This window comes from Butyricimonas sp. Marseille-P3923, from assembly GCF_900184685.1.
GTDB lineage: Bacteria > Bacteroidota > Bacteroidia > Bacteroidales > Marinifilaceae > Butyricimonas > Butyricimonas muris.
In genome coordinates this window covers 2,151,335-2,171,418 of the sequence record NZ_FXXL01000007.1, presented here as the reverse complement: position 1 = coordinate 2,171,418, position 20,084 = coordinate 2,151,335, and the positions used below count along the sequence as shown (strand labels likewise).

Sequence of the window (20,084 nt, the reverse complement as noted above, 5' to 3'; positions counted from 1 at the left end):
GAAAGAATATGAATAGAATATATCTATATGTGATAGCGTTACTTTTGGTAACGACTTCCTGCGGTGAATTTCTGGAGGAGGAGTCACAGAATTTGAGTTACGTTCATTCGACTCAGGATTTGGATGAGTTGTTGATAGGAAACGGATATTTGCAAAAGAATAAGACTGGAGATCCATATCGCTTTTTGTGGCTGGATGTGATGGATGATGATGTGACGCATTTTTTGGCAAAAGCACCGTCGGATGTTGTTGCGGCGATGTTTAATCATATGCGTTATTTTTATCGGTGGGATGCCTATCCTTTTAATGATGACTCTCCCAATATGTGGGCTGGTCCCTCGGGATGGGATAAACTTTACTCGTGTATCGGGATGGTGAACGTGATTCTAGCTGAATTAGATCGATTTAAGGACGAGAAGGAGCATGACCGGATCATGGGGGAAGCTTATTTTTTGAGAGCGTTTTATTATTTTTATCTAGTAAATCTTTGGGGACATCCTTACAATACGGTGTCGGCGTCAACAGATTTGGGGGTGCCGATTAAGTTGACAGAGTATATTGAAGACAAAGGGTATAGCCGGAACAGCGTGGAGGAGTGTTACCAGCAGATCGTAAGTGATGCGAAGGAAGCGGTCGTTTATTTAGAAGGCGTGACACAACCATCGACGCGCAGGGCAAATCAGAATGCTGCCCGGGCTTTGCTTGCCAAGACTTATTTGTACATGAACGAGTACGAATTGGCATTGGAACAATGTAATGCTATTTTGGAAAAGCCGGGGGATCTGGTGTTGTATAACTTGAATGCGATGACTCCGTCTGCTTTCCAGACTGCATACCGGAAACAGGTATCAAACGAGTGTATTTTTACTAATAGTTATTGCTCGCTATTGTTTCAAACGACATACGAGTCGGTTGCAGTTTCTACCGATTTGATTAATTGTTATGATGACCCCAATGATTTACGTTTTGTTTCGGGTGGCAATTCTCATTTTTTTAGGTATTATTTGGGGAATTATTTCGGTATGGTAAAGGCCGGGACAGGCGAAACTTACAGTATTAGCTTGGTGTTCTCGGAAGTGTATTTGAATAAGGCGGAGGCACTGGCGATGTTGGGTAGGACAGATGAAGCGATCGAGACATTGCAGAAATTACGTGAGAATAGAATGACCGACGCGGGAACGATAAATTTGACGGGAGAAGATCTGGTGAAATTCATCAGGGCAGAGCGTCGTCGTGATCTTTGTTTCATGGGACAACGCTGGTTTGATTTGAAACGTTATGCTGTACACCCGAAATATCCGCAAAAGACAAGGATCGAGCATCCTTACTATACTTGGACGGGAAGTAGTGCCATACTTGAGAAAACGTATGTCTTGGAGGAATATCCCGGTGATGGAGGTTGGTTGATGCCATTCCCGAGTAGTGCGCTTATATCGAATGAGGGTGCCTTGAAAAACAATGTACGTCCGGATAGATAAATGTGAAAATATAAAATAAGAGTATGAAAGCGAAAATATTATTTTTAGGATATATATGCGGAATGTTTCTTTTGGGCAGTTGTTATAAAGAGAGTGATATAAGTCCGTCATATATGGATCGGAATTGGTATATTTTGGAAGATTCTGAAAATCCGTTGGACCATCAGAGATATCTGGTATATAAAGAATATGGGATTCCTATCTTTTATAAAGATACGATAGGGGTTCAAGATCGAGGTGTAGATGCTTTCGGGGAACCGGTGATATATTACGAGGTGATTGACCCGGATTACACGATCGAAACAATGTATAAGAAAACGACATTTGAGTTGAGCGATCAGGAAGATGCTTTGATAGAAGGTGTGAAGTTTATAAAAGATCGAGTGATACCGGAATTGATTTCTCCGGTATTATACCCACGGTGTTTCTTGTTGGTTAAAAAAGTAACCTTGTCAAATTTGTCTTCTTATGAGGGAAATTGTTTCCGTGGTATGATGACAACGTTGGTATCTCACGTGGAAAAATTGAAGGATATGAGTGATGTCGAATTGAACCGATTAGCAGTGGAAGTGGTCGGGGAACAGATCGGGGCGTATTTGGCGGATAGCTGTATTGTTGAATTAGAATCATTCATTAATGTTTCGAGGAAAGAGGTGAACCCGAACGGATCATTGTATGCTTTTAGATTGACTGGCGGTACGACTCCTAAAATGGCTCCCGTGGCGAATTTCGGATTCTTGTCTTTTGACCGGAAAGAGGCTAATAATGCAAACACTTGCCAAACTGTAACGGAACAGCGGGACGTGATGGATTACGTGACCGAGGTGTACATGAATGACGACGCGGCTTTCAAGGAGAAATATAAAGATTATCCTTACGTGCTGAAAAAGTATGACTTGATGAAGAAAGTCGTGGCGGATATGAAAGCTAGATTTAAATAGTGTTGAGTTTTATTGATATGATGTTTTTCAAGGTGTTATCCTAAAGATAACACCTTGAATTAAAAACTCTTTGTGTTTAAAAAGAGGGGTGTTTGGTTCGACGTATTAAAAAAAGATGTATGAGTAAATGGTTAGTATGGGGTGTGTGGTTCGTGTATTTGTTGGCTTGCCCTTGTTCCGCGGATGCCGGATTCTGGAAAAAGAAGAAGAAAGGCAAGGCGGAGGTAAAGGTGGAGTTGAGCGAGTACGATAAATTATTTAAAGGGAAAAGATATGAAACCGCTATCAGTAAATTTATGGCGGTACATAAAATGGACGGAAAGGTTTATTTGGAATATCCTTTGCGACTGATGGGGAGAGAGTTGTTACTTGCTTCTACGACTACGGTTTCCACGGATAACACAGTATGCACGAATGGTTATAAAGAGAATACTCCCTTGCATGTCCGGTTCACGTTGGAGAACGGTATGGTACAGTTGAGGAAGGTGAATGCTTGGATAGCTGCGGATGGGGATAAAGAGAAGATGGAACAGATTATTCGACAGAATTACAGTGATCCGGTAGCGGCGGCTTACAAGGTATTGGCGTATACGCCGGATAGTTTGGCGGTGGTGTTCGAGATGACGGGGATGTTTTTGAACGAAGAACCTCAGTTGTCACCGATACCCGACGAGAGTGGGGGAATGAAGGTGACGGCTTCTTATAATGGTAATCTGTCTTCTGTGCTGGAATTAAAGGCGTTTGAAGATAATGTGTCTGTGAAATCACGATTGATGTATAATTATTCGGTTACTTATGACCGGATGGCGTTGGTGAAAGATCAACCGCTGAACGTGGAGGTAACCCGGACTTTGTTGTTGTTACCGGAAAAGAGGATGCGTCCCCGGATTTCTGATTTGAGATTAGGGGTATTTCTGACGCAAAAGCGTTATCTGTCGGAGCGGGGTGAAGAGGTAAGAAAATGTACTTATGCCAATCGTTGGCGTTTGGAGCCTCGGGACGAAGAGGCTTATCGACGGGGAAAACCGGTAGAACCCGTGAAGCCTATTGTTTTTTACGTGGATACACTTTTCCCGGAGGCTTGGAAAAAGCCGATACGGGAAGGGGTATTGAAATGGAATCGTGCCTTTGAGAAGATCGGTTTTAAAAACGTGATGCAAGTACGGGATTTTCCCCGGGATGATCGTTCGTTTGATCCCGATAACTTGACGTATTCCTGTATTCGCTACGTGCCGACAGGGGTGGCTAATGCCATGGGACCCTCGTGGGTAGACCCGTCTACCGGAGAAATATTGAACGCGAGTGTATTGATTTATAATAACGTGATCGAGATGATTCGGGGCTGGCGCTTCGTGCAGACGGCACAGGTAGACCCGTCGGTACGGGGAAAGGTGTTGCCAGAAGCGGTATTACACGAATCGTTGAGTTACGTCGTGGCACACGAGGTGGGACATTGTTTGGGACTGATGCATAATATGGCGGCATCGAGTGCTTATCCCGTGGATTCATTGCGTTCGGTCGGGTTCACGGGGAAATATGGTACGACACCTTCGATTATGGATTATGCCCGCTTTAATTACGTGGCGCAGCCCGGTGATGCGGGAGTGAAGCTGACACCTCCGGATTTAGGAGTGTATGACGAATTTGTTATCCGGTGGTTGTACACGCCTGTTTACGGGACGACTTCGATATGGGACGAGGCGAAGGTATTGGAAAGTTGGGTGGACGAGAAAGCGGATAATCCGATGTATCGTTTCGGAAGACAGCAACTTATGGGGCGTTATGATCCGTCCGCAATCGAGGAGGACTTGGGAGATGATCCCATGAAAGCGGGAGAATACGGTATACAGAATCTGAAATATATCCTTGCCCGGTTGAATGAATGGATTGAAGATGATCCGGCGGCGGAGTATCGTCAGCAATTGTATGATCATATTGTAAATCAATACTATCGCTATATCCGGAACGTGACCTATAATATAGGGGGAATATATCTTTCCGACGCCAAAGAGGAAAGTTTTTATAAACGCTATCGACCGGTATCCGCTGAAATACAAAAAGCTTCTGTGAAATGGGTGTTCGAGCAGTTGAGGAATATGGCGTGGTTGGATGATCCGCTTGTGTTACGGAAATTCCCGTTGGGAATGGCTTCGTCCGTGAATTTGACAGAGATTATCGGCAAGCAACTGATCGCCTCGTGTAGCCGGGTTACCTTGTCGGCTTCACTCGCGGGAGGATATCCGGTCGGGGATTATTTCAATGATCTGTATGCGGGGATATGGGCGAGTGCTATCGAGGGACGGGAATTGACGGCGGGAGATATGATCCTGCAATCGCTATTCGTGAAACAGTCGGAGGAACCGATGAAAACGATGGTTGGAAGTCGGGTTGGCTTGACAGATGGAGATTGTCCGACGTTGTTGGATACGTGGTGTTATGGATTGGACCCGACGGGAATGACGGAGCGGTATATCGGCGTGATACGGCAACATGAATTGTCTCGTTTCGGGAATGGGTACGGGTGGCAACGAGTGGTGGATACCCGGGCGTTGGAAGAGATGCCGACTTATTATTTAGAGGCTATGTTTAAAATAAAGCGTTTGCTGGAGGAAAAGATGGAAAGTTTCACGGGAAAGGATCAAACGCATTATCAAGCGATGCTGTTCATGATAAAGCAGGTTTTGGGTAAACAGGCGGGAATGAATTAAAATAGATGATTATGAGAAAGTGGATAATACCTTGTGTAGTTTTGGTTGCTCTGGGCTTTTGGTCTGTTTCTACCGTGTCTGCTTCCGAACGAAAGAAGCGGAAAAAAGAGGAGACGGCGCAACCGGGGAAATACGAGAAACTGTTTCAAGGTAAAAAATATATAACAGTTTCCGGTGATTTTATGACATTGCATAAGATGGACGGGAAACTTTATTTCGAGATGCCGTTGAAGTGGATGGGACGGGATATGTTGCTTGCCTCGGCTACTTCCGGGACGAGTGACAATCTGGCTGCCGTGAGCGGATATGCGCCCGGTGGAGGGATGCACATGCGCTTCATGATACAGGACAGCACGGTGCAATTGCGACTGGTGGCAACTTCCGTGACAGTAGACGAGAATAATCCCCGGATGAGGCAAGTGATGGCACAGGGGTATAGTGATCCGATATTGTATGGTTATAAGATTTTGGCATATAATCGGGATAGTTCGGCAGTTGTTTTCGATGTGACATCTTTATTTATTTCGGACGTGCGGGAGCTTACCCCGATCGTTCCGGCTTCCGGGCAATTCCGGATCACGGGAAAGATGACGCCTGCTTATTCTCATTTGGGTGAGGTCAAGGCATTTGACGATAACGTGTCGGTAAGGTCTTCGCTGTCCTACTCGATTAGTGCTTACTATTTTATATTTCCGGTGATGAAGCAGGAGCCGGTAACCGTGGAGGTAACCCGGACATTGATGTTGTTGCCGGAGGATAAGATGCGTCCCCGTTTGTCGGATTCCCGTCTTGGGTTGTTTCTGACGGAACGAGAACATATTCCGGTCGAGGGTGAGGCTATACGTTCCTATTCGCTTGCCCGGCGGTGGCGTGTCGAACCCCGGGACGCGGAGGCTTACAAGCGGGGTGAACTCACGGAACCGATGAAGCCGATCGTCATGTACGTGGACAATCATTTTCCGGAAGGGTGGAAAGAACCAATCAAGAGGGGGATATTGAGATGGAACAAGGCTTTCGAGAAGATCGGTTTCAAGAACGTGATTCAAGTGAGGGATTTCCCGACGGACGACTCTGATTTTGCTCCCGATAACCTGAAATACTCGTGTGTGAGGTATATTCCTTTCACGTTGGAAGAGGGTGTCGGTCCTTTTTGGGTAGACCCGTCATCGGGGGAGATATTGAATGCCCGGATATTGATATTCAACGACGTGGTAAAAGCGATTCAGCGGGATCGGTTCGTGCAGACGGCACAAATAGACTCTAACGTGAGGGCAAAGAAGATACCGGACGAGGTGATTGGCGAGTCGTTGGAAGCTATGGCAGCACAGAAAATGGGGAACTGTCTGGGGCTGATGAATAATCTGGCTGCTTCTTACGCTTACCCGGTCGATTCGTTGCGTTCGGCTTCTTTTACCTCGAAATATGGTATTACACCTTCGATCATGGATCGGTTGCAATATAATTACGTGGCTCAACCGGGAGATCGGGGTGTACGATTAACTCCGCCGGATTTGGGTGAGTATGATGAATTTGTTATCCGGTGGTTGTACACGCCTTTGTGGGATATGGCTTCTTTCGAGGAGGAATCCCGGGTGCTGGAAGCATGGATAGATGAAAAGGCGGGAAATCCGGTCTATCGTTTTGGGAAACAGCAATGGATGAGTGCTTACGATCCGTCTTCATTGGAAAATGATTTGGGGGATGACGTGTTGAAGGCGGGTGATTATGGGATAGCGAATTTGCGGTATATTGTTTCACGTTTAAAGGATTGGATAGAAGATGATTCGGATGCCGCTTATCGTCGGCAGTTGTACTCGGCGTTGGTGACGCAATACGAGCGCTATCTGATGAGCGCTCTCGTTCACGTGGGCGGGATATATTTAACGGAGGTAAAGGAGGGAACCCCCGGAGAGCGTTTCTGTCCGGTGGCTAGAGAGCGGCAGAAGTGCGCCGTGCTGTGGATTATGCGGCAATTGCGAGATAGTGAATGGTTGGACAACCGGGAATTATGGGAAAAGTTCTCTTTGGGTTTGCCCGATTCGTGGAGAACCCGTTCCAATGTGATTTCCCGTTTACTCGCCCGTAAATCTTACGTGGCATTGTCTGCGCATTTGTCTGATGATCCTTACCCGATGGAAGAGTTTATGCAGGACGTGTATGATGAGGTGTGGAAAACGGTCATGGAAAACAAGGAGTTGACGCTAGTCGATAAATTGATGCAAACGGAATGGCTTGGGGCTTGCCAGTCCCGGGTGGCTACTATCGGGGGAAAACAGTTTTCGGCTGCCACTTTACTCGCTTCGGAAGAGGTGGATTTGACGGCATTCGGTAATGGCTACGGTTGGCAACGGATGATTGAAACCCGGGTGTTGGAGAACGAGGCGATTTATTACTATAAACTGGTGAAAGAGTGCAACAGGATGTTGAAACAAAAGGTTGCCGCAGTACGGGATGAAGAACGTCCGCACTACCGGGCGATGCTTTTGGTTACGGAGAAAATATTAGAAGAAAAATATAAATAATAGTACTATGAAAAGATGGATGATATTGTTGGTCACTGTGGCGCTCGTGGGTTCTTGTTTCCAGAACGCCAGTGCATCCGAGGATAAAAAGAAAACAACCAAAGAGGAGGAAAAGACTGCACCTCGTCCCCCGGTAAAGAAACTCTCTAAATACGAGAAGCTTTTTAAAGGAAAAGCCCACGAAATGGCCAAAGGAGGTTTTATGACCTTGCATAAGGTGGATGGAAAGTTGTATTTCGAGATACCCTTGAAAGTGATGGGACGGGATATGCTGCTCGCTTCCGCCACGACCGAAACAAGTGATAACACGATAGCCATAAACGGGTATAAACCGCAAAGCCCGATGCATATCTGTTTCACGCTGACGGATAGTACCGTGCACATGAGGCGGGTGAATGCCCGGATTAACTATGATGCCGGGGATGTCCGTTTGCAACAGATCGTGGCACAGAATTTCGTGAATCCGATTATAGAGGCATACAAAGTGTTGGCTTTTTCCCCGGATAGTTCGGCGGTGGTTTTTGATGTGACGGCTTTATTTAGTGGCGGCGAGGCTGCCCTTTCTTCTGTTTCCGAGGGTTCCTACCCGTTGACCTACACGGCCTCGGTGAATCGTTCCTTGTGTTCGTTGGAGGATATCAAAGCTTTCGAGGATAACGTGTCGATCAAATCATCGCTTTCTTATAGCGTGAGTGCTAAATTGTTGACAAGAATGCTGTATAGCAATCGTCCTTTGACGATCAAGGCTACCCGTACCCTGTTATTATTACCGGAAGACCGGATGCGTCCCCGTTACTCGGATGCCAGAATGGGGGTATTTCTTACTTTCAAACAACAGATTTCCAACGAGGGCGATCAGTTGCAGTATTATACTTTAGCCAATCGTTGGCGCTTGGAGCCTAAAGATGTGGAGGCATTCAAGCGGGGAGAAACGGTGGAACCCGTGAAACCGATCGTGTTCTACATGGACCCGCTTTTTCCCGAGTTGTGGAAAGAACCTTTACGTATGGGTTTGATGAGATGGAACAAGGCTTTCGAGAAAATTGGTTTTAAGAACGTGGTGCAAGTGAAGGATTTCCCGACGGACAATCCGGATTTCGACCCGGATAATTTGAAATATTCTTGTATACGCTACGTGCCTTCCGCCGTGCAGAACGCTATGGGGCCCTCGTGGGTTGATCCGGTCACGGGAGAAATATTGAACGCGTCTATTCTAGTGTATAACGATGTCGTGAAGATGTTGACGAGTTGGCGCTTTATCCAGACGGCACAGGTAGACCCGCGAGTGCGAGGTAAGAGATTGCCGGACGACGTGTTGAAAGAAGCATTGGCTTACGTGGTTTCACACGAAATGGGACATTGCCTCGGTTTGATGCATAATATGGCGGCGTCGAGTGCATTCCCCGTGGACTCGCTACGTTCGGCTAAGTTTACCCGCGAATACGGTACGACACCTTCTATCATGGACTATGCCCGGTTTAATTACGTGGCTCAACCCGGTGATAAAGACGTGCGTTTGACTCCCCCGGATTTGGGTGTTTATGATGAATTTGTGATCAAATGGTTGTATTCTTATTTTCCGGAAAGCACTTCCTTGAAGGAGGAAACTCGGGTATTGGAATCGTGGATTGATGCCAAAGCGGGCGATCCGATGTATCGTTTTGGTAAACAGCAGCTTGCCAGTCGCTATGATCCGAGTGCCTTGGAGGAAGACTTGGGGGATGATCCTATAAAAGCCGGAGAATACGGTATCAAGAATCTGAAATATATCTTGTCGAATCTCAACAAATGGATTCAAGATGATGAAACGGCGGAGTATCGTCAGGCTTTGTATGGTCAGATCGTGAGCCAGTATAGCCGTTATCTACAGAATGCGGCGTATTGTATCGGTGGTATTTATTTGAACGATGCGAAAGACGGGACAGCTGCCAAGCGTTATACTCCGGTTCCTAAAGCCAAACAAAAAGCTGCGGTAGCTTGGGTGATCGGGCAACTGCAAAATAACGAGTGGCTGGATAACCGGGAGGTATGCTCCAAGTTCGGGTTACACTCGAAAGCGTCGGCAACGTTGAATAGTGCTGTCGCCGATTTGTTGACGAAGATTTATATGAACGTGACATTGTCTTCTTATTTGGAGGAAAAGAATCCTTACACGATGGCGGAATTTTTTAATGACTTGTATGTTGGAGTATGGGATGCCGCTATCAGAAATCGGAAGTTGTCGCACGGCGATAAGGTGATGCAGAAAGCGATGGTGAATATGATGGGAAAATCCTTGACCTTTATCGGGGGTAACAAGATCGGGTTGACCGCAATCTCGGCAGAGGTCGCTTATGCTCCCTCGATACAGGAAATATGTCTTTACGGTTTGGATGAAACGGGAACGATCGCACGTTACTCCAAAGAGTTGACGGAATTGGAAGCACGGGAAGGAAAGGCTTATATGGCAGAACAAATGCGACTGTCCGGCTTTGGCTACGGGTACGGGTGGCAAAGTCCCGTGACATGTGATGCGATAGATGAATCAACGACGTATTATTATGACTCGGCATTGAAGATCAAATCTTTGCTGGAACGAGGGATAGTAACGACAAATCCGGCTGATAAGGCTCATTATCAAGCCATGTTGTTTACGATAAATCAGATGCTCGGTGTGAATTGAGAGCGTGGCCGGGGACTGTACGAATAGGTGGTAGTATTCGTCAGTCCCTTTTTACTATCTGACCGACATAGCTGATCGGGGAGCGTCTTCGGTCGCTGAGATAGAGATAGCAGGTTCCGTCGTATTGAACGTGCATGTTCAAGTAGTACACGTTCCCGCCGGACATAACGGTAAGCTGGTACGCTATCGCTTTTTTCTTGCCTTCCCAATAGACTTTCACCGTCCGGCTGAACAAGATATTTTGGAATGAAATGGAGTCTAGTTGTGAACCGGATTTCACGACTCCGCTACCGAAATAAGGGATTTTTACTCCCACGAGGGAATCTTTTACCCACAAGTAACTGTTCTTAGGCTCAATATCAATATTGTTCCCAGCTCCGGGAGGAGTGAAAAGGGTTTCCACCGTGGGCGTGGCAATATAGAATTTCACGATAAATTTATCACTGTTGACAAGTGCCAGTGTTTTCTGAAACTCTTTCTCGAATCGAATTTCTTTTTTGCTTTGCGCTTTGACCGGAATAATTATAATAGCGAGTAATAGTCCGGTGATAAATAATAGTCTTTTCATGTTTCCCGTTTTAGGAGGTATACGGGAAGGGAGAAAAATGGTTTTATGAAAAATAATATGTGATTTTTCTTTACGAAAAGTTTGTAGTATTACGAAATATTCGTAGATTTGCGAAAGAATCGTAAAAGAAAGATGTATGGAAAAATTGACATATCAGGAAGAAGAAGTGATGCTGATCATCTGGCAGGTGAAAAACGGAGTCATAAAAGATTTTCTAAATCAGATGGAAGAACCGAAGCCGCCTTACACGACGGTGGCGTCAATCGTGAAGAATTTGGAGAAAAAAGGATTTCTGACAAGTAAGAAGCACGGGAATATTTACGAGTATATGCCGCTCGTGGATGAAAACGAGTACAAGACAAAGTTCATGTCGGGAGTCGTGAGAAATTATTTCGAGAATTCTTACAAAGAGATGGTGACCTTTTTCGCTAAAGAACAGAAAATTTCGGCAGAAGACCTGCAAGAGATTATCAAATTGATCGAGAAACAATAAAAATAAAAACCATGTTCACGAGTGAAACATTCATCTATCTGATGAAGATAAATATAGCGTTTATCGTGTTTTATCTTTTTTATAGACTATTGTTTAGTCGGGATACCTTTTTCACGAGCCGTCGGGTTTGCTTGTTGACGATTCTTGTTTTGTCCTTGTGTTACCCGTTGATTCCTTTTACTTTCGGGGAAGAACAGAGGGCGGTCATTCAAGAAACTGTTTCTCAATACACGACTGTTTTCTTACCGGAAATAACGGTGAGACCGGATGAGGCGGTAACGCGATTTACCGTAACGGGTATCGTGGGGTTGTGTTATGGCTTGGTAGCGAGCGTTTTGTTGATTCGTATTTTATTACAAATATTTTCTATATTCCGGTTGATGGGTAAAGGGGAACGCGTGCTCTGTCATTCCACTCCCGTTATAGCTTTATCGGCTCATGTTACGCCATTCTCTTTTTTCAAGTGGATATTCATTAATCCCTCCCTGTATGAATCCCATGATTTACAGGAGATTCTGACACACGAGAAAACACATGTCGATCAATGTCATTCTGTCGACGTGATGATTTCCGAATTGTTGTGTGCATTATTCTGGATTAATCCTGCCATGTGGTTATTGAAACGGGAGATTCGACGTAATCTGGAATTTTTGGCGGATAAACAGGTTGTGACTTCCGGTTTTGATCGGAAAGCCTACCAGTATCATCTTCTTCGCCTTACTTGTACTTCGGCTGCAGCTCAAATAGTTAATAAATTCAACGTGACACCTTTAAAAAAACGTATTATGATGATGAATAAAAAAAGAACATCAAAAATGGGACTGGTCAAGTATGCCTTGCTGTTTCCGGTAGTGGGACTGTTGATCTTGTCCAGCAACGTTCAGGCAATTGTGCAACAGAACGGAGAGTACGCAAGCGTGGTTGGGAAAGATTCTATTGTGGCAAAAGGAATTGTGATGGATGCTGATAATAAACCATTGAAGAATGCTATTGTGGTCATTCGAGGGACTAATATCGGAACTTTTACAAATGACAAAGGCGAGTTTACGATCACCGTAAAACCCGGTGCGGAATTGTTTTTCTCCTATGTCGGGAAGAAAGGGCAACTTCGTGATGTGAAAGATGAACAAAAATTAGTTGTAAAAATGCAGGATGGCGTGTTTGCTATAGATGATCTTCGTTCGGTTTCTGTAGATTCGACTACAGCCAGTATAAGAAATTCCAATGATATTTTTCAAGTTGTGGAAAGTATGCCTCAATTCCCGGGAGATCTAAATAAATATTTGGGAAGAAATGTAAAATATCCGGAGGAAGCTCAAAAACAAAAGATCCAAGGTCGGGTGACGGTTCAATTTATTATTGAAAAAGATGGAACAATTACGGGTGTGACTGTTCTTCGTTCTGTCCATCCTTTGTTAGATAAGGAAGCGATCAGAGTTGTGCAAAACATGCCCAAATGGGTTCCGGGGACACAAAGAGGAGAACCCGTGAGAGTATCATATACAGCACCGATTAATTTCAGATTAAACTAGAATGAACAAGTAGTAGAGGAGGCTGGTCAAAATGACAAAGACAATTCAACCAGCCTCTTCCCTTTATCTCCCCGCCGTGATAATATACATCTCTTCCGGTCGGAGGTATTTGTTTGCCATACGCGTGATGTCTTCTGCCGTGCAGGTACGGATGCGGTCGATAATCCGGAAATAGAACGAGTTGTCTGTCCCGTAATTGAGTTTATGTTTCAGGGCATCCGATTGGGCGAATACGCCGTCGAGTTCCCGCAACAGTTCACCGTTAAAATAGCTCTTCACGAGGTGTAATTCCTCTTCCGGCACGGGTTCGGTTTGCAGGCGTCGGATTTCTTTCATACATTCGTCAATAGTCGCCTCGGCTTGGTCTGCATTGACGTCCGTGGCGATCATCCAGTAAGCTGCCAGAGGCAAATTGACGTTATAGGAACCGATGCCGTAAGTATAACCCTTCTCTTCCCGGATATTAGACATCAGCCGGGAGCCAAAATAACCGCCGAGTATCATGTTGAGTATCTGAAAGTCCGTGTATTCCTCGTCAAGCAAGGACACGCCCGATTTACCAATACGGATACTCGTTTGCACGGCGTCGGGCTTTGACACGTGGTATCTGCCCGGTGTGTAAGGATGCATGGCAAATTGTTCTATTTCGGGCAAGGGCAAATTACCCATGGGAGCGAAGGCTTCACTGACTTCCCGGAGGACGGCTTCGTTGATATTACCGCAAAGCATGATCCGGCACCGGGAGGCTTGCATACGCTCTTTATAGAAATTCATCAATATCTCCGGTGTTACCCGGTCAAAGTCTTCCAGCGTGAAGCGATTGGCGTAAGGATGCGTATCCCCGTAAAGGCGATAAATAAATTCCATGCGTGCCAGATAAGCGGTCTTCTCTATATTTACCAGATGTTGCTGCTTCCTGTTGCGTATGTAAATCTCCAGTTCTTTTCGCGGGAAGACGCTTTCGAGTATCATTTCCGCCACCATTCGGATCGTTTCGTTGGCGTATTTATTCAAGGAGATCATGCTTATTTCCGACTTGTGTACCCCGCAGTTGAAATCCACGTAAGCCCCGTGGTAATCGAAAAGTTCGGCAATTTCGTCGGCTGTATGCTTTCGGGTGCCCTCGTTGAGCATGTTGAGCATGGAGGACGCCACGACGGGTTGCGGTTGATTGTAACTCCCGGCGGGTACTACCATGTCAAGTTTGAACACTTCCTGATTCGGGTCGTGCAGGTACACGATTTCCAGTCCGTTGGGAAGTGTGATTTGTTGGTGTCCCCACAAGGTCGGGCGGGAAATTTCGGTAATAGGCGGTTCTATATTTCTGTTCATGATCATATTATTTTTCTTTGAGATACCATAACGTGGAGCAATTGTTCGGGGAGAATAATTCCCCGGCAGTCTGCTTCAGCGTGTCGAGGGATACTCGGGCGTATCTCTCGCTCTCGGAATTGATAAGTTCGATATCTCCCAGATAATCGAAGAAGGCGAGATTTGCCGATTTATTCTGGTAGTTTATTTCGCTGTACGAGATGCGGGCATCCGTTTTGTTGATTACTTTTTGTAATTCCCGTTCGGTGATCGGGTCTTCGATAAAGTGGTCAATCTCGTTTTGTATGGCGGCTTCGGCTTCTTCGATTGCCACGCCTTCGGATAGTTTTCCCGAGAAGACGAATAACCCGGGGTCCATATCCCCGGTGATATAAGCGTCGATTTCCGAGAATAATTTTCCGTTTTTGATTAAATTGATATACAGGCGGGAGGATTGTCCGTTGGATAAAATATCCGAGATGATATCGCAGGCATAGAAGTTGTCCGAGCGGCGATCTCCCATGTGATAAACCTTGTAAATCGCGTCAGCGGGTACCTTGTTATGTTCGCAAACCAAGCGACGCTCCTCGGTTTGTCGCGGTTCAACGGGTATGGCTTGCCTCGTGTAACGGGCAGGGGCGATATCCCCGAACCATTTCTTCACCAGTTCCAACGCTTTCGTGTCCGTGATATTACCGCTGATACTGAGTATCGCGTTGTCAGGTGCGTAGAAACGATGGAAAAAATCCTTCACCTCTTCCAACGTGGCTCCGGTAATATGGTCGATATTCTTCCCGATAGTGGGCCATTGGTACGGGTGCACTTTGTATGCCAGCGGGCGTAGTTTTAACCAGATATCCCCGTAGGGATTGTTGAAATAGCGTTGTTTAAATTCTTCGGTCACGACATTTCTTTGCACGTCAAGTGATTTCTGCGAGAAGTCGAGAGCCAACATCCGGTCGGATTCGAGCCACAAGGCTGTTTCGATATTGGATGCGGGAATCGTGATATAGTAATTCGTGTAATCGTTATTCGTGAACGCGTTGTTCTCTCCCCCGGCTTTCTGCACGTGAGTGTCATAGTCCGGGATATGTTTTGAGCCCCCGAACATCAGATGTTCGAACAAGTGCGCGAACCCGGTACGGTTGGGATCTTCATTTTTTGCCCCTACTTTATAAAGAATATTCACGGAAACAAAAGGGGTACTCGTGTCCGTGTTGCAAATAACGGTTAAGCCGTTATCCAGTACGTGTCGGGTGTATTTTATCATTTTTACATTTTTATATTTTCGAATCTCTTCATCGTGTCGTTGAAGTCGGTTATCAGGTTTTGCATCGTTTCCGCCACGTTTTGTTCTTTATGAAGCATGGATGCGATTTGTCCGATTTCTAGTTCGCCTTCCACCATATCGCCCTCGAATATACCTTTTTTCGCTCTGCCTTTCCCTAGCAATTGGGTTAATTGTGCGACGTCTGCACCGGCATCCTCGAGCGCTTTTACTTGCTCGAAAAACTCGTTTTTAATCAAGCGGGTAGGGGCAAGTTTCTTTAACGCTAGCATCGTTCCGCCCTCATCGGTGTTCAGTACCCGTTGTTTGAATGCCGGGTGTGCGGATGATTCTGTCGCCACGGCAAAAAGAGTCCCGATTTGTACGCCTTCGGCACCAAGTGCCATGACTGCTGCCATGGATTTACCCGAGGCAATTCCTCCGGCGGCGATCACGGGAAGGGTGGTGGCTTCCACCACGTTCGGGATTAAAGTCAGTGTCGTCGTTTCTTCCCGTCCGTTGTGTCCTCCCGCCTCGAATCCTTCGGCAACCACGGCATCCACGCCTGCTTCCTCGCATTTTTTGGCGAACAGGGCGCTACTGACCACGTGTACCACCGTGATTCCGTGTGATTTTAACAAGGGTGTCCATTTTTTCGGGCTTCCGGCAGAGGTGAATACAATTTTTACCCCTTCGTTGATAATGATCTCTATAAGCCGGTCGATTTCCGGATAAAGCAGGGGCACGTTGATCCCCCACGGCTTATCGGTCGCCTGCTTCATTTTGTGAATATGTTCCACTAGAGTTTCCGGGTGCATCGAACCTGCGCCCAATAGTCCCAACCCACCGTGATTACTTACAGCTGAAGCCAATCGCCAACCGCTGCACCATACCATACCCCCTTGAATGATCGGGTATTTTATATTGAAAAGTTTTGTTATTCTGTTTTCCATGATATTTATTTTGTATTTAGTATAAGAATCCGAATAGCCATAACGGGATTTTGATATCGTGTCCGAATTCAATTTCATCAGCAGCAATATAAGCCTCTGTTAATGATGAGATTTGTTTTTTCGTTTTATTCTTTCCCCCGATTTCAAACGTGTATTTATTATCAACAAAGAAATCACTTTCTTGTGATGAACTCACTGGAAACAAGTAAGCGAGTTGGTTCAGGAAAAATGTTTCCCTGATATTCCCTATGTTGGGTTGAGTAGAAGATAAAGTGAACATCAGATTCGTGTTGTCCAGATATATCTTTTCCGGTTTTTGTAAAATACCGATTCCGTTTGTCGCTCTCGTCAAGTTGTTCGTGATATGTACTTCTTGTAAATAGTTTAAATAGGTGATCAGGGCATTCCTGCTGATACCTATTCTTTCGCTTAGTTTGGCGATATTCGGGGAGAAGGGTACGGCATCGGCGATAATTTTTAGCAATTGTTTGATCTTTGGAACGTACGATATTTCGACTCCCCGCAACAGGGGAAGTTCTATCTCTAATGTCATGTTGATAATCTCTTCTATACGTTGATAATATAGAGGAGGGAGTTCTTGGTAAAACGGGTAATATCCGTTTTTTAAATAGTCGGGGAAATATTGTAAAGGTTTTATTTTATCGGTTATTTCAGCCGCTAGAGACACGTGTTTATTTAAAATGTCCCCCAACGATAGAATCGGGAATTTTGTTTTTTGATAAAAATTCAGATACTCGCGGAATGATAATCCCTGCATTTCATAGACGATAGCACGCCTGCTTAAGTCTGCCCTTGCATTTAATATTTCCAGTAAAGAGGAACCCGTGAAAATGATATATAAAGTGGGGAAATCGTCATAAATATTTTTAAGTTCTTGAGACCAATTCGGGTATTTATGGACTTCATCCAAGAATAGATATTTTCCCCCTTTTTTCGTGAAACTATCGGCAAGATCGTACAAAAGGTGGTTAGAGAACCAAATATTATCCAAACTGACATATAGTGTGGAATTGTCAAGGGGAAGATGTAATTTAATGTGTTGTAATAGTAGTGTTGTTTTTCCGACTCCTCTGGCACCGCGAATGCCGATAAGTCGTGCTTCCCAGTGAATTTGCTCTATCATTCCACGGGTAAAGGAAGTATCTGTATATTGTAATTTTTGGTAAAATCGTTCAAATAGAGATTCCATGATTTTTATCTTTTACGGCAAAGATATTAAAAATGCTTTCTGTAGACAACATTTTTCCATTAAAATGCTTTCTGCAGAAAGCATTTTTAATATAGTATATGAAGATTTGATTTTATTGCATATTAGAGGCGGCAAGGGCACGCTCCATGATATCCTGTATGATGGTGGATTTTGCGTCAGCGTAATGCTGCACGTCCTTCCAAATTCGGTGGGCTAGCTTTCGTTTGGTTTGTTCGTACAGTTCCCGGTCAGCCCTATTTTCTCTGAGTCGGTCACGAAAACATAGCATGCGATCGACTTCAGAACAGCCTTGACTGAACACGTGCAGGTTAATATCCGTGTCGGGACCTTTTAGCATACGATGTTCGAACCACTCCGGTTCCCGGATGCGTAGCGTGTAACCAGCGGCTTCGAGGTAGGGAACATAACTAGCCTCGTTAGCAGAATCGGCTACAACCAGTATTATATCGATAATCGGTTTGGCACATAATCCCGGGACTGAGGTTGAACCGACGTGTTCAATTTGTAAGGCATTGTTACTAAGAATATGATATATTCTTTGGGCTTCTCGGGCGAACAGAGTTTGCCATTCCGGGGTGTATTCTGCCAGAAAAATGGGAGCGTTGTGCGGGATACGTTTGCCAATCGTCGATTTTTGCAACTCTTCGTCACTTCTTAAAGGTATTTCCATGTGAGGTATAGATAAAAAGAGCCTTCGAAAACTTCGAAGGCCCGTGTATATAAAAATAATTCGTTTACTTCTGGATATTCGGTAATTCCAAGCCAAGACCTTTCTTCTTGTCTACTGCTTTTAGTATGAATCCCAAAATCAGGGCGGCTCCACCCAAGCAAGCCAACATCACCAGCGGAGCGGTGTAGTTGTAAGAAATGGCGGCTTCTTCGGGGGTAATGATTCCGCTTTTCAAATCGGCTACCAGTTGAGGGTTAGTTTTATCCAATACCTTACCGATGAGTAGGGGGAACAACCACAACCCGATATTCTGAACCCAGAAAATCAAAGCGTAGGCACTACCGATAATTTTGGAGTCCACCAATTTCGGTACGCTAGGCCACAGTGAAGCGGGTACCAAAGAGAAGCTGGCGCCGAGGACGAGGATCGTGACATAGGCAACGACGACACCTCCGATGGCATTTCCTTGGAACATGGGTAAAATGAAGGCAAAAGTGAGGTGGCAAATGATAAGCAGGATGGAACCGATGACAAGCATGGATGCTGCTTTACCTTTGTGATCCACGTAATTACCCAAGATAGGAGTGATACCCACTGCCAACAACGGGAATACGGCAAAAATGGTTTCTGCGCTCTGACGCATGTAACCCATGTAACAGAATATAATCAATGACACGATTGCCAACGCCAGTAACCCGTACTTCATGCCTTTCGTTTTCGAGAAGTTGCTGGCAAAAGCGGCAGCAGCTACAACAAGCATGATACAATATTGGATAACGGTAACTGTGTTCGTTGCCCAGAATGAATTGGGATCCACGCTAGTGAACGATAAGTTACATTGCAACATATTCACGGCATATTTCTGGAAGGGGAAGATTGCCGAGTAGTAGAGTACGCAAAGCAAGGCTACCAACCAGAATCCCATGCTCGACATAATTTTGCCCAAGTCGCTGATCTTGAATGGATCGTCTTTCTCTTCCGCTTCTCCGGTTTGTGCATCAAGTTTCTTGTCCATGAAGAAATAGACAATAAACATGATAAGCGCCACGAGCAGCAAGATAACCCCGAAAGCTACTGAACGGGAAACGTCAATATTGCCGCCCAGTTTGGCGAATACCGGCGAGAAGATCATACAGGAAGCTACTCCCAAGCGGGCTAGAGCCATTTCGGACCCCATGGCCAAAGCCATCTCGCGACCTTTAAACCATTTCACGATTCCGCGAGAAACCGTGATTCCTGCCATTTCAACACCACACCCGAAGATCATGAAGCCTACCGCTGCGAATTTTGCTGACGCGGGCATTCCTTTATAGAAAGGAGAGATACCCAATTCGTCAAAACCGGGGATGTAATTCAAGTTGTTGGTAAACCAAGTGTCTAATCCGCTACCTTGAAAACTTTCGGTCACGGCATACCAGTTAATGGTGGCACCGACCAGCATCACGACCCCGGAAAGGATTGCCGTGAAGCGAACTCCCATTTTGTCAAGGATGATTCCCGCGAAAATGAGGAAAAAGATAAAGACATTCAAAAATGTTTCCGATCCTTGCATTGTTCCGAATGCAGTGGAGTCCCAACCTCGGGTGGATTGCATTAAATCTTTAATGGGCGATAGAATGTCCATAAAGATATAAGAACAGAACATGGCAAAAGCTAGGAGTAAGAGAACCGTCCAGCGCATGGCTGCTGAATCTCTAAGGGTTTGTTGAATTTTTTCTACCATAATTATTTATTTAAAAAAGTTGATC

14 protein-coding genes are annotated in these 20,084 nt (G+C 45.3%); 7 read left to right on the top strand and 7 right to left on the bottom strand.

Features of this window, described 5'->3' with window-relative positions:
- Nucleotides 1-8: 8 nt before the first annotated feature.
- The 5 genes from CS948_RS20355 to CS948_RS20335 all read left to right on the top strand — a co-directional run bounded on the left by CS948_RS20355 (nucleotide 9) and on the right by CS948_RS20335 (nucleotide 10,311).
- Nucleotides 9-1,478: a RagB/SusD family nutrient uptake outer membrane protein gene (locus CS948_RS20355; protein ID WP_176555150.1), complete on the top strand. Its 1,470-nt coding sequence runs from the start codon at nucleotides 9-11 to the stop codon at nucleotides 1,476-1,478.
- 23 nt (nucleotides 1,479-1,501) lie between these two features.
- Complete coding sequence (locus CS948_RS20350) at nucleotides 1,502-2,419, top strand: hypothetical protein (protein WP_099294086.1); 918 nt, start codon at nucleotides 1,502-1,504, stop codon at nucleotides 2,417-2,419.
- Between the two features lie 119 nt (nucleotides 2,420-2,538).
- A complete protein-coding gene (locus tag CS948_RS20345; protein ID WP_099294084.1) occupies nucleotides 2,539-5,127 on the top strand; it encodes a zinc-dependent metalloprotease in 2,589 nt (862 codons plus the stop codon).
- An 11-nt stretch (nucleotides 5,128-5,138) separates the two neighbouring features.
- The gene (locus tag CS948_RS20340) at nucleotides 5,139-7,649 is read left to right on the top strand and encodes a zinc-dependent metalloprotease (RefSeq protein ID WP_099294082.1); all 2,511 of its coding nucleotides are present in this window, start codon (nucleotides 5,139-5,141) and stop codon (nucleotides 7,647-7,649) included.
- Between the two features lie 7 nt (nucleotides 7,650-7,656).
- Nucleotides 7,657-10,311, top strand: a complete 2,655-nt coding sequence (locus CS948_RS20335) for a zinc-dependent metalloprotease (RefSeq protein ID WP_099294080.1) — start codon at nucleotides 7,657-7,659, stop codon at nucleotides 10,309-10,311.
- Between the two features lie 40 nt (nucleotides 10,312-10,351).
- On the opposite strand, the gene CS948_RS20330 is transcribed toward CS948_RS20335, so the two are convergent.
- Entirely contained in the window at nucleotides 10,352-10,879 is a 528-nt protein-coding gene (locus CS948_RS20330; protein ID WP_099294078.1) for a DUF4251 domain-containing protein, read from the bottom strand.
- A gap of 136 nt (nucleotides 10,880-11,015) precedes the next feature.
- Between CS948_RS20330 and CS948_RS20325 the strand changes: the two genes are divergently transcribed.
- The gene (locus CS948_RS20325; protein ID WP_099294076.1) at nucleotides 11,016-11,372 is read left to right on the top strand and encodes a BlaI/MecI/CopY family transcriptional regulator; all 357 of its coding nucleotides are present in this window, start codon (nucleotides 11,016-11,018) and stop codon (nucleotides 11,370-11,372) included.
- An 11-nt stretch (nucleotides 11,373-11,383) separates the two neighbouring features.
- Complete coding sequence (locus CS948_RS20320; RefSeq protein ID WP_099294074.1) at nucleotides 11,384-12,904, top strand: M56 family metallopeptidase; 1,521 nt, start codon at nucleotides 11,384-11,386, stop codon at nucleotides 12,902-12,904.
- A gap of 63 nt (nucleotides 12,905-12,967) precedes the next feature.
- Here the strand turns inward: CS948_RS20320 and CS948_RS20315 are convergent, their stop codons facing one another.
- The 6 genes from CS948_RS20315 to CS948_RS20290 form a co-directional block, all read right to left on the bottom strand.
- A complete protein-coding gene (locus CS948_RS20315) occupies nucleotides 12,968-14,236 on the bottom strand; it encodes a pitrilysin family protein (RefSeq protein WP_099294749.1) in 1,269 nt (422 codons plus the stop codon).
- Between the two features lie 7 nt (nucleotides 14,237-14,243).
- Nucleotides 14,244-15,485: a pitrilysin family protein gene (locus CS948_RS20310; protein ID WP_099294072.1), complete on the bottom strand. Its 1,242-nt coding sequence runs from the start codon at nucleotides 15,483-15,485 to the stop codon at nucleotides 14,244-14,246.
- Nucleotides 15,486-15,487: 2 nt separating this feature from the next.
- Nucleotides 15,488-16,435 (bottom strand): nitronate monooxygenase family protein, encoded by a 948-nt coding sequence (locus CS948_RS20305; RefSeq protein ID WP_099294747.1) that lies wholly within the window; start codon nucleotides 16,433-16,435, stop codon nucleotides 15,488-15,490.
- Nucleotides 16,436-16,451: 16 nt separating this feature from the next.
- Nucleotides 16,452-17,645, bottom strand: a complete 1,194-nt coding sequence (locus CS948_RS20300) for an ATP-binding protein (RefSeq protein WP_099294070.1) — start codon at nucleotides 17,643-17,645, stop codon at nucleotides 16,452-16,454.
- Between the two features lie 112 nt (nucleotides 17,646-17,757).
- Nucleotides 17,758-18,336, bottom strand: a complete 579-nt coding sequence (locus tag CS948_RS20295) for a GrpB family protein (RefSeq protein WP_099294068.1) — start codon at nucleotides 18,334-18,336, stop codon at nucleotides 17,758-17,760.
- Between the two features lie 64 nt (nucleotides 18,337-18,400).
- Nucleotides 18,401-20,059: an MFS transporter gene (locus CS948_RS20290; RefSeq protein WP_099294066.1), complete on the bottom strand. Its 1,659-nt coding sequence runs from the start codon at nucleotides 20,057-20,059 to the stop codon at nucleotides 18,401-18,403.
- Nucleotides 20,060-20,084 lie beyond the last annotated feature (25 nt).

Coding starts and splice junctions, on each gene's coding strand:
- CS948_RS20355 (WP_176555150.1), top strand. CDS start 9: ATGAATAGAATATATCTATATGTGATAGCGTTACTTTTGGTAACGACT.
- CS948_RS20350 (WP_099294086.1), top strand. CDS start 1,502: ATGAAAGCGAAAATATTATTTTTAGGATATATATGCGGAATGTTTCTT.
- CS948_RS20345 (WP_099294084.1), top strand. CDS start 2,539: ATGAGTAAATGGTTAGTATGGGGTGTGTGGTTCGTGTATTTGTTGGCT.
- CS948_RS20340 (WP_099294082.1), top strand. CDS start 5,139: ATGAGAAAGTGGATAATACCTTGTGTAGTTTTGGTTGCTCTGGGCTTT.
- CS948_RS20335 (WP_099294080.1), top strand. CDS start 7,657: ATGAAAAGATGGATGATATTGTTGGTCACTGTGGCGCTCGTGGGTTCT.
- CS948_RS20330 (WP_099294078.1), bottom strand. CDS start 10,879: ATGAAAAGACTATTATTTATCACCGGACTATTACTCGCTATTATAATT.
- CS948_RS20325 (WP_099294076.1), top strand. CDS start 11,016: ATGGAAAAATTGACATATCAGGAAGAAGAAGTGATGCTGATCATCTGG.
- CS948_RS20320 (WP_099294074.1), top strand. CDS start 11,384: ATGTTCACGAGTGAAACATTCATCTATCTGATGAAGATAAATATAGCG.
- CS948_RS20315 (WP_099294749.1), bottom strand. CDS start 14,236: ATGAACAGAAATATAGAACCGCCTATTACCGAAATTTCCCGCCCGACC.
- CS948_RS20310 (WP_099294072.1), bottom strand. CDS start 15,485: ATGATAAAATACACCCGACACGTACTGGATAACGGCTTAACCGTTATT.
- CS948_RS20305 (WP_099294747.1), bottom strand. CDS start 16,435: ATGGAAAACAGAATAACAAAACTTTTCAATATAAAATACCCGATCATT.
- CS948_RS20300 (WP_099294070.1), bottom strand. CDS start 17,645: ATGGAATCTCTATTTGAACGATTTTACCAAAAATTACAATATACAGAT.
- CS948_RS20295 (WP_099294068.1), bottom strand. CDS start 18,336: ATGGAAATACCTTTAAGAAGTGACGAAGAGTTGCAAAAATCGACGATT.
- CS948_RS20290 (WP_099294066.1), bottom strand. CDS start 20,059: ATGGTAGAAAAAATTCAACAAACCCTTAGAGATTCAGCAGCCATGCGC.